Below are 9,365 nucleotides of genomic sequence, written 5' to 3' on the forward strand. Positions count from 1 at the left end.
GTCGACGAGGTACTGCGCGAGTCCCTGGATCCGCTTGGCCATCGACCCCGGGAACCGATGCACGGCAGGAGTCGTGGCACAGACGGCGGCGAACTCGTCGGGATCCGCCTCCGCGATGGTGTCGACCTTCAGGTCACCGAGCCTGTCGACGAGCTTCTTCGGACCTGCAAACGCCGATTCCATCGGTACCTGCTGATCGAGAAGCATGCCGATGAGCAACGCGAACGGGTCCTCCGCCAGCAATGCGTCGGCCTCGACGTCACCGGTCAGGTGCAGTGTGGGAGACATGACCGAATCTTCTCACGCACGAGAGGCCTAGGTGATCGACACCAACTGCGTGATGTCGTCGAACGGCAACGGCCCGTCGACGATGGCACCGACGACCGCGTTGTTCAACGTGATCGATCCGCCGTGGTTGTCGAGGAAGGCTGTGTCGGCGGCGTCGCGCCCGGTTGCGATGCGCACCAGCGTCGAACGGGGTGCGAGGCAGGTGGCGTCGACAACCCGCCACTGACCTTCGACGAAGGCTTCTGCGACAGCGTGGAAGTCCATCGGATCGCACCCGGGGGCATACACCGCGACGAGCCGAGCAGGAACGTTGACAGCGCGAAGGAGCGCCACGACGAGGTGAGTGTAGTCGCGGCACACACCGGCACCGGCCAGAAGCGTGTCGACGGCACCGTCGATCGGATCACTGCTTCCCGGCACGTAGCTCAGCCGAGCGCCGACCCACGACGACACTTCGGCGAGAAGCTTCTCCGACGGTTCGTAGGATCCGAATTCCGTTGCGGCGAAACCGAAGAACTTGTCGGCTTCGGCGTATCGACTCGGTCTGAGGTACAGCGACAGATCGTAGTCCGACGCCGGCGCCGGTTCGGTATTGCCGTAGATCGTGGCCGAGTAGGACACTTCGAGTTTGCCGACGCCCGCATGCAGCTTGTGGATGCGCGTACCGTGCGCGCCACTGATCTCCTGCGCGTCGACGGGTTGCCCGTCGAGTGTGAACGACAGTGCTTCCCACACGTCCGCGCCGGGATGCGGTGCTACCGCGATCTGAAATTCGAGTGTGCTGGCCTCGGTGACATCCACGTCGAGGTAGGCCGAGACGTCACGTTTCATTGTGGTGATCCTGCCATCAGTCGGACGAACGTGCAGATCATGAGTCTTCAGAACGAAATTCTCCAGTGGCGAGGAAGATGACGCGCTTGGCGACTTCGACGGTGTGATCGCTGAAACGCTCGTAGAACCTGCCGAGCAGGGTGATGTCGACTGCAGCGGGAACCCCGTGCGGCCAATCCGGCGCGGAGGTCAGCACGAAGAGACTGCGGTGCAGCTGGTCCATCTCCTCGTCGGCCGTCCTCAGCTCGACCGCGAGCTCCGGATCCCGCGTCAACAGAACCTCTCGCGTCGATCTTGCCTGCGCGACGGCAACGCGCCCCATCTCGGCGAACACCGCCTCCACTTCGGGAGGAAGCACGTGAGCAGGGTGACGCCGCCGGACAAGCTCGGCGACATGAATCGCGAGCCCACCCATTCGCTGGAGGTCGGCGACGATGTGGATCCCGCTGACCATGATCCGCAGGTCGAGTGCGACGGGCGCTTGCAGCGCGAGTACCGAGAATGCCTTGAGTTCCCATTCGGTCGCGAGCAGGTCGATCTCGTCGCGGCTGCCGATCGTCTCCTCGGCCAAGTGCAGGTCAGCGTTCAGCAGCGCGGTCGTCGCCGACTCCATCGCCGACTCGGCCATCCTGCACATGTCGGTCAGGTCGGAGCGAACCGAATCGAGCTGCTCGTTGTAGGACTCACGCATGACGGCAGCCATTCACAGCTGTGCGCGCGACGGAACGCTGTTCGTCGAAAGTCCCCATGTGCGTCGATCCTCACCGTAGAAATCTACGAGTTTTTGTACCCCCGCCTGCATCTTTCTACACTTCGACGATTTGTGGGATCCTGCTGACCGTGACGGTCGTCAAATCAATTCTGTTGTTCGGTGTAGCTGCTGTGTTCGAGATCGGCGGTGCATGGTTGATCTGGCAGGGCGTCCGTGAACATCGCGGCTGGATCTGGGTCGGCGCAGGGGTGATCGCACTCGGCGCGTACGGCTTCGTTGCGACGCTCCAGCCCGACGCCAATTTCGGTCGCATACTCGCGGCCTACGGAGGCGTCTTCGTCGCGGGGTCGCTGGCGTGGGCCATGGTCGCCGACGGCTTCCGCCCCGACCGGTGGGACGTCACCGGCGCGTTGATCTGTCTGGCCGGCGTCGCCGTGATCATGTACGGCCCGCGCTGACCCGCGGGCCGTAACCGATCAGCAGTTGGTCGGCGCAGGCACTCCGTAGAAGCGATCCTTGATCCAGTTCTGCGCCTCGCCGATACCGAGAAGGTCCGGGATGAGATGTCCTGCACCCGATCCGGGAACGATCGCCGGTACCTGCGCGGCACTGAGCTGAACCGTGGCACCCTTGCTGCACCACGCGCCGCCGAGCTCGACGGCTTGTCCGTGCGGCACGATGTCGTCGGACGTGCCGGACTGGATCAGCACCGGAGCCGTCGGGGTACGTTCGCCGATCTTGTTCTTCGACAGGATTTCCTGCGCTTCGGGCAACCGGTCGAGCACAACAGACATCGGTTCGCCGGTGGTGGTGTACTCGGTGGTTCGGTGCAGCCCCACCGTCAGAATCGTCTCGCCGACACACTGATTGGCGACCAGGTTCAGCATCGCCCTCCCTGCGTCGTTGATGTTCGCGTCGATGATCGGCCGCAGTCCGGGATCGGATTCGAGTAGTCCGTTGAGGGTGTATCCGATGACACCGGTCAGGATGGTTCCGTCCACCTGTTCGAGCGTCTGCTTCAGGTCCGCGGGCGGGGCCCCGGCGTAGGTGCCGACGAGGTCGAGTTCGGGCGCGTACTCACCGGCCAGTTCGGCTGCGGCAGCGGCCGCACCGCCGCCCTGCGAATACCCGTAGGCCGCAACGGGTCCGTCCGCGGAGATCTTGGTGCCCTGCAGGTTCTGGGCAGCCCGGACAGCGTCGAGAACCGCGTGCGCTTCGGAAGCTCGGTTGACGTAGGTGTGCGCACCCGGCGTACCCAGTCCCTCGTAGTCGGTGATCACGACGCCGTAGCCCTGAGACAGCAGAGAGTACGCGGCGAGAATTTCGTACTCGACCATGAATCCCAGTGGAGGCGTGTAGGTGATGAGGCGGTTCAGCATTCGCGACGGCGCGCACTGATCGCCTTGCCCTTGGGTGCCGGGGGCCAGCACGACGAGCGGCCTCGGCCCAGGTCCTGTCCAGTCCGCGGCAGGATCGATGTACGTTCCGGTCACCGCATTCGGAGCGTCGTTGGAATCGGTGCTGCGGTACATGATTCGTGTGGCGACACCCGGCAGTGTCCCGCCGATTCCGGGCACCGCGATCGCCAGTGGTGACGGCTCGGTGCGGAGGACATCACCCGGCGCGCCCGCAGGCAACGGACTCGGTGGCGTGTAGAAGTCGGACTCCCCGGTCGAGCCTGTCGACGATCCCGAGGGCGGTTGCGCCGACGCGAGCGGCGTCATCACCGTCGCGACCAACACCGCGGCACCGATTGCCGAACCGAATATCCGTGACACCCGCATGCGTGAGAACCCCCCGTACGTCCGACCGCTCCTTACCGAGCGGTAGTAAGACTTCGAAACGGACCATACGTGATGAGGCGCACAAAACGAAAGGTCGGGTTGAGCGGATCACACTATCGTGCGGTGATCGGTCGGGAGATTCTCCATTTCACCGACGTCGACGATGCATCTCGGCTTTCGCAGCAGTGATCTCGTCCGTGGTCAGCGCGCGACCGGGCAGCGCGGACATACCTGAATCGGCTCGCAGACCATCCATGACGATCGCGAAATAGCGCTTCCAGTTGGCGGGCTCCACGCAGCTCATGAACTCGGACGCTGCGTTGACCATCCCGATAAGCGGGAAGAGATCATTGACCTCGACATCGGCTCGCAGTCGACCCGAATCTTTGGCACGCGTGACGATGCGCTCGACGAACGGGTCGATCCGCTCACGCATTCTGGCGATCCCATTGCAGCCCTCGTCGGTCCCCAGCACGACGTCGCCGAGGCCCTTGTCTGCCGATATTCCTTCGAACAGCTTCGTGAGGAACAGGACCAGCCCATCCCAGGGGTCCTCGACCAGCAACGATTCTTCTGCACAGGCCAGCATGTCCTCGAGGCGTTGCTCGAACACCCCGTCGATCAGTTCTTCCTTGCAGGAGAACCGCCGATACACCGTCCCGACACCGACCTTCGCATGAGCCGCGACGTCGTCGAGAGTGATGTCGATCCCGCGAGAGGCGAACAGCTCACGCGCAGCATCCACGATGCGTCGGCGGTTGCGTTCGGCGTCGGCCCGCAGCGGCTTCTTGACGCCTGTGTCGTCTCTCACAGTCATTGCATGTCCGTTTCACCCGATAAGCGGAGGACATACCTCCACTTAGCTGCTACCTTCGTTCTATCCGGAGGGTACACCTCCACATAACCGATCGAAGGAACACCATGACCGCATTGTCACCCGACGACACCACGTCGTCAGCACTGGCAACGGGGGAAACCACCGAAGCCAAGTCCCACCGAAATCGTTGGTTGATCCTGGCCACGCTGGGTCTCGCCCAGCTCATGGTGGTGCTCGATGCCACCGTCGTGAACATCGCACTCCCCGCCGCGCAGCTCGACCTCGGGTTCGACAACAGCAACCGCTCATGGGTCGTCACCGCCTACGCGCTCGCTTTCGGCAGCCTCCTGCTGCTCGGCGGCCGACTCAGCGACCTCTTCGGTCGTCGCAACACCTTCCTCGTGGGCCTTGTCGGCTTCGCCGTGATGTCCGCGGTCGGCGGGGCGGCAGTCAACTTCGGCATGCTGGTCGCCGCACGAGCAGGTCAAGGTGTGTTCGGCGCCCTGTTGGCACCGGCGGCTCTGTCCCTCCTCGCGACCACGTTCGTCGACCCGAAGGAACGCGCGAAGGCATTCGGCATCTTCGGTGCGATCGCCGGCGGCGGCGGCGCACTCGGACTTCTGCTCGGCGGAATCCTTACCGAGTGGGCCAACTGGCGTTGGAGTCTCTACATCAACCTGTTCTTCGCAGCTTTCGCGTTCGTCGCCGGGTTCATCCTGCTGGCGAAGCACAAGGTCGACGAGCGGCCACGCCTGGACATCCCGGGCACCGTCACCGTTTCGGCAGCACTCTTCGCCATCGTCTACGGCTTCGCGCACGCAGAGTCCGACGGCTGGGGCAACACTGTCACCATCGCGTTCCTGGTGGTCGGCGCCGCATTGCTCGGAGTGTTCTTCGGAATTCAGCAGCGCGTAGAACATCCGTTGCTTCCGCTGCGGATCATCCTCGACCGAACTCGAGCCGGATCCTTCCTCGCCGTATTCATCTCCGGCGCAGGCATGTTCGCAGTGTTCCTGTTCCTGACTTACTACCTGCAGAACACACTCGGATTCACTCCGATCAGCACCGGTTTCGCGTTCATGCCGATGATCGGCGCGCTGATCGTCACTGCAACATTGTCGACAGCGATCGTGCTGCCACGATTCGGACCGCGAATCCTGATGACTGGAGGACTCCTCGTCGCGGCACTCGGCATGGGACTGCTCACGCAGATCGACGTCGATTCCAGCTATGCGACGCACATCCTGCCCGGCCTCGTCATCATGGGTCTCGGGCTCGGCGCGACGATGGCGCCGGCAATGCAGGGCGCGATCTCGGGTGTCGACCCCGACGATTCCGGAGTGGCGTCGGCGACCGTCAACACGATGCAGCAGATCGGCGGATCGATCGGTACCGCGCTGCTGAGCACCATTGCTGCAACGGCTGCGGCGAACTACGTCACCGACAACATGGCGACAGCAGCGAGTGCCCAGGCTCTCGCCGCCCACGCCGAGGTTGCCAGCTACACCACGACGTTCTGGTGGGCGACGGGAATCTTCCTGCTCGGCGCGGCCGTCTCGGCGATCGTCGTCAAGCCGGGGCTGCTACCGGACGCCCCTGAAGGCGCGGTAGTCGTAGGGCACTAGAGGGCGCTCCGCGCCCAGTGGCGCGGTTGAGTGCACGACGGTGCACTCAACCGCGCCACTAGCTGCGGAGCAGCTTTTCCGTCGCGGCCAGCAGAACGCAGGTCGCGACGCCGTTCATGGACTTCTCCAGCTCGTCGAGCGATGGGAAGCTGGGGGCGAGGCGAATGTTCCGGTCGAGCGGGTCCTTCTTGTACGGGAATGCAGACCCTGCGCCCGTCAACGCGATTCCGGCGTTCTTCGCCAATTCGATCGACCGAGCCGCCGTTCCCTCGAGTACGTCGAGCGAGATGAAGTAACCGCCCTTCGGCTCGGTCCACGAAGCGATCTTGGACGCACCGAGTCGGTCGTCGAGAATCTGCTGAACCAGCGCGAACTTGGGTGCCAGGATGTCGCGATGCTTCGCCATGTGGGCGCGCACACCCTCGGCATCACCGAAGAACCGCAGGTGGCGAAGCTGATTGAGCTTGTCCGGTCCGATGCTCTTCTTGCCGAGGTGCTTCTGGTACCACTCCAGGTTCTCGTCGGAGCTACCGAAGAAGCTGACACCGGCTCCGGCGAACGTGATTTTCGACGTCGATGCAAGCACGAACGGCCGGTTGGCGTTCCCTGCCTCGGCAGCCCAACCCAGCACGTCGTACGAGGGGGCGAACTCTTCTGCAATCGGGTGCACCGCATACGCGTTGTCCCAGAACAGACGAAAGTCCGGAGCCGCAGTAGGCATGGTCGCCAGCGTCCGAACGATCTCCTCGGAGTACACAGCGCCGGTCGGGTTCGAGTAGTTCGGGACTGCCCACATTCCCTTGATCTGCGGGTCCGCAGCAACCAACCTGGTGATCTCCGCGATGTCCGGGCCGTCGGGCAGCATCGGGATCGAGATCATGTCGATGCCGAAGCTCTCGGTGATCGCGAAGTGCCGGTCGTATCCGGGGGCCGGGCACAGGAACCTGATGTTCGGCTCGGCCGACCAGGCGCGAGGAGAGTCCGGCAATCCGTGCAGCAACGCCCATACGACGAGGTCGTGCATGATTTCCAGGCTCGCGTTGTTGCCTGCCACCAGATTTTTGACCGGGATGTTCAGCAACTCACCGAAGATTGCACGCAGCTCGGGAAGACCGCCCAAACCGCCGTAGTTGCGGCAGTCCGTGCCGTTGCCGTCGCGGAAGTCCTCGCCGGGGAGCGTCAGCAGGCCTGCAGCGAGATCGAGCTGCTCGGGCGACGGCTTTCCGCGGGTGAGGTCCAGAGCAAGATTCTCGGCCTTCAACTGCTCGTACTTCACAGCCTGACGCTCGTGCTCTGAGGCGAGCTCCTCATGGTTCATCAGACCCAACTGGGTTTGCGCTGGCATGCGGAGCGGCCTCTCGGTGTCTGGTCCCTCGACTGTGTTGATCCACAAAATAAAGGGGACCCCGCGCACCCGGCAGAGCCCATTGACCCTTGCTGCCTTCCGGCCCTGGGGGAGTTCACAGGATGCGCGCCGCGCGGGATCCATTGAAGAGCGTAGCCGTACCCGCGACACCGACGGGTCGGTGCCCCTCGGTCCCGCCGCTCGAAAGGTCCCGGAAGCTGCTAGATCGTATGAATGTGCCGTTCAAGCGATCACGGACGGGCCCGTTTGGGAGATGGAGGGGGTGACCCGGTATGCTTCCCCACGGAGGATTCGCCTAGTGGCCTATGGCGCTCGCCTGGAACGCGGGTTGGGTTAACGCCCTCAGGGGTTCAAATCCCCTATCCTCCGCCAACGGGACAGCCCCTGCGATACGTCGCAGGGGCTTTTTCGTGTTCGATTCGCGAACCGTGCGGGAGAATCGGCGGCATGACCTCCACCGAAACGACCGCCGACCGCTACCGCAGGCTCGCAGCCGCACTCACGACGCGCGTCGACGCTGTGTCCTCGGACAAGTGGGACACTGCCTCGACCTGCGACGGATGGACCCTCCGTGACGTCCTGCGCCACATCCTCGACAGTCAACGCGGCGGTCTGGCACCCGTCGGGTTGTCGATCCCCGATGGCCCCACCGTCGACGACGACCCGGTCGCCGCGTGGGTGCATACCCGGGACGCGATGCAGGAGATACTCGACGATCCGGCCCGAGCAAATCTGGAATACGACGGGCATTTCGGACGCACCGACCTGGCGTCGTCCATTCGATCGTTCTACTGCCTCGACCTCATCGTGCACGCGTGGGACATCGCCCACCCGACCGGTTTGGACGACAGCATCGCCGACGAAGACCTCGATTTCGTCGAGGCGTTCATTGCCGAGATGGGTGACAACATCCGGATGGACGGGGTCTGCGGGCCTGAAGTGCAGGTCCCCGCTGACGCCGACCGGCAGACGAAGGTGCTGGCCCAGCTGGGCCGAACGGTCTGACCCGCTGCATCACCGCCGGACGAAGAACGCACGCACGGGCTCGACAGCCCGTGCGTGCGTCATTTTTCGTCTCGCTGCACTTACCGCGCAGACCAACCGCCGTCCATCGTGTAGGACGCACCCGTGACCATGCCTGCGTCAGCGGAGGCCAACCACCCGACGAGCGATCCGACTTCCTCGGGTTCGACGAGTCGCTTGATCGCACTCTCCGTCAACAGAACTTTCTCGAGCACCTGATCCTCGTCGATGCCGTGGGCCGCCGCTTGATCCTTGATCTGCTTCTCCACCAACGCCGTTCGTACATAACCCGGGTTGACGCAGTTGCTGGTCACGCCGAACTTGCCACCTTCGAGAGCAGTCACCTTGGACAGTCCTTCGAGGGCATGCTTGGCGGTCACGTACGCAACCTTGTACTCGGACGCCCGAAGACCGTGCACGGACGACAGATTGATCACCCTGCCGAACCCGCGAGCGTACATCCCTGGCAGCGCTGCGCGAATCAACAGGAACGGGGCCTCCACCATCAACGTCTGAATCCGACGAAACGCTGCCGGCTCGAAATCGACTATCGGAGCGACGGTCTGAATTCCCGCATTGTTGACGAGGATGTCGACGTCGAGCGACAAGTCCTCCAACCCCGAGACGTCGAGCAGATCCACAGCCCAAGCGTCACCGCGTAATTCGACGGCCAACTCCTTGGCCGCAACCTCGTCGACGTCGGCGATCGTGACCTTCGCACCGTGCGAAGCCAATCGACGGGCACACGCAGCGCCGATCCCCGACGCCCCGCCCGTCACCAGCGCGGAACGCCCGGCCAAATCGGTCACTTCAGGCCGGCCTTCGCGAGTTCCGCCTCGGTGGCGAGGGTCTTGGCGTCGGCGATGTCGATACTTTCGAGCGCCAATCCCTTCGTCTCACGAGCGATGACGACGGCGAC

Annotated in this window: 10 protein-coding genes, 1 tRNA gene and 1 other RNA gene; 4 read left to right on the forward strand and 8 right to left on the reverse strand. The window is 63.8% G+C overall.

Going from position 1 to position 9,365, the window contains the following annotated elements:
* The 3 genes from A2J03_RS24680 to phoU form a co-directional block, all read right to left on the reverse strand.
* Positions 1–288 (reverse strand): HhH-GPD-type base excision DNA repair protein (locus A2J03_RS24680; protein ID WP_331712398.1); only part of this gene is annotated, 288 nt, incomplete at its 3' end.
* 27 nt (positions 289–315) lie between these two features.
* Positions 316–1,119 (reverse strand): transglutaminase-like domain-containing protein, encoded by an 804-nt coding sequence (locus tag A2J03_RS24685; protein WP_068379337.1) that lies wholly within the window; start codon positions 1,117–1,119, stop codon positions 316–318.
* Between the two features lie 37 nt (positions 1,120–1,156).
* The gene (gene phoU, locus A2J03_RS24690) at positions 1,157–1,810 is read right to left on the reverse strand and encodes a phosphate signaling complex protein PhoU (RefSeq protein ID WP_068379357.1); all 654 of its coding nucleotides are present in this window, start codon (positions 1,808–1,810) and stop codon (positions 1,157–1,159) included.
* Positions 1,811–1,959: 149 nt separating this feature from the next.
* Between phoU and A2J03_RS24695 the strand changes: the two genes are divergently transcribed.
* Positions 1,960–2,289 (forward strand): YnfA family protein, encoded by a 330-nt coding sequence (locus A2J03_RS24695; RefSeq protein ID WP_068379340.1) that lies wholly within the window; start codon positions 1,960–1,962, stop codon positions 2,287–2,289.
* A gap of 18 nt (positions 2,290–2,307) precedes the next feature.
* Here the strand turns inward: A2J03_RS24695 and A2J03_RS24700 are convergent, their stop codons facing one another.
* Positions 2,308–3,615, reverse strand: a complete 1,308-nt coding sequence (locus A2J03_RS24700) for a lipase family protein (protein ID WP_231912705.1) — start codon at positions 3,613–3,615, stop codon at positions 2,308–2,310.
* A gap of 148 nt (positions 3,616–3,763) precedes the next feature.
* Positions 3,764–4,432, reverse strand: coding sequence for a TetR/AcrR family transcriptional regulator (locus A2J03_RS24705; protein WP_068379343.1), 669 nt, complete (start codon positions 4,430–4,432; stop codon positions 3,764–3,766).
* Between the two features lie 104 nt (positions 4,433–4,536).
* Between A2J03_RS24705 and A2J03_RS24710 the strand changes: the two genes are divergently transcribed.
* On the forward strand, positions 4,537–6,057 hold the full coding sequence (locus A2J03_RS24710; protein ID WP_068379346.1) for an MFS transporter: 1,521 nt from the start codon (positions 4,537–4,539) through the stop codon (positions 6,055–6,057).
* A 58-nt stretch (positions 6,058–6,115) separates the two neighbouring features.
* Here the strand turns inward: A2J03_RS24710 and A2J03_RS24715 are convergent, their stop codons facing one another.
* A complete protein-coding gene (locus A2J03_RS24715) occupies positions 6,116–7,402 on the reverse strand; it encodes an aminotransferase class I/II-fold pyridoxal phosphate-dependent enzyme (RefSeq protein WP_068379349.1) in 1,287 nt (428 codons plus the stop codon).
* 50 nt (positions 7,403–7,452) lie between these two features.
* Positions 7,453–7,547, reverse strand: an RNA gene (gene ffs / locus A2J03_RS24720) — signal recognition particle sRNA small type.
* Between the two features lie 160 nt (positions 7,548–7,707).
* On the opposite strand from ffs, the gene A2J03_RS24725 reads away from it, so the two are divergent.
* Positions 7,708–7,795 (forward strand) — tRNA-Ser (locus tag A2J03_RS24725).
* Positions 7,796–7,870: 75 nt separating this feature from the next.
* Complete coding sequence (locus A2J03_RS24730; protein WP_068379352.1) at positions 7,871–8,428, forward strand: TIGR03086 family metal-binding protein; 558 nt, start codon at positions 7,871–7,873, stop codon at positions 8,426–8,428.
* Positions 8,429–8,508: 80 nt separating this feature from the next.
* On the opposite strand, the gene A2J03_RS24735 is transcribed toward A2J03_RS24730, so the two are convergent.
* Positions 8,509–9,255, reverse strand: coding sequence for a 3-hydroxybutyrate dehydrogenase (locus A2J03_RS24735; RefSeq protein ID WP_068379354.1), 747 nt, complete (start codon positions 9,253–9,255; stop codon positions 8,509–8,511).
* Between the last annotated feature and the right edge of the window lie 110 nt (positions 9,256–9,365).

It is taken from the genome of Rhodococcus sp. EPR-157 (genome assembly GCF_001647195.1).
In the GTDB taxonomy this organism is placed as follows: Bacteria; Actinomycetota; Actinomycetes; order Mycobacteriales; family Mycobacteriaceae; genus Rhodococcoides.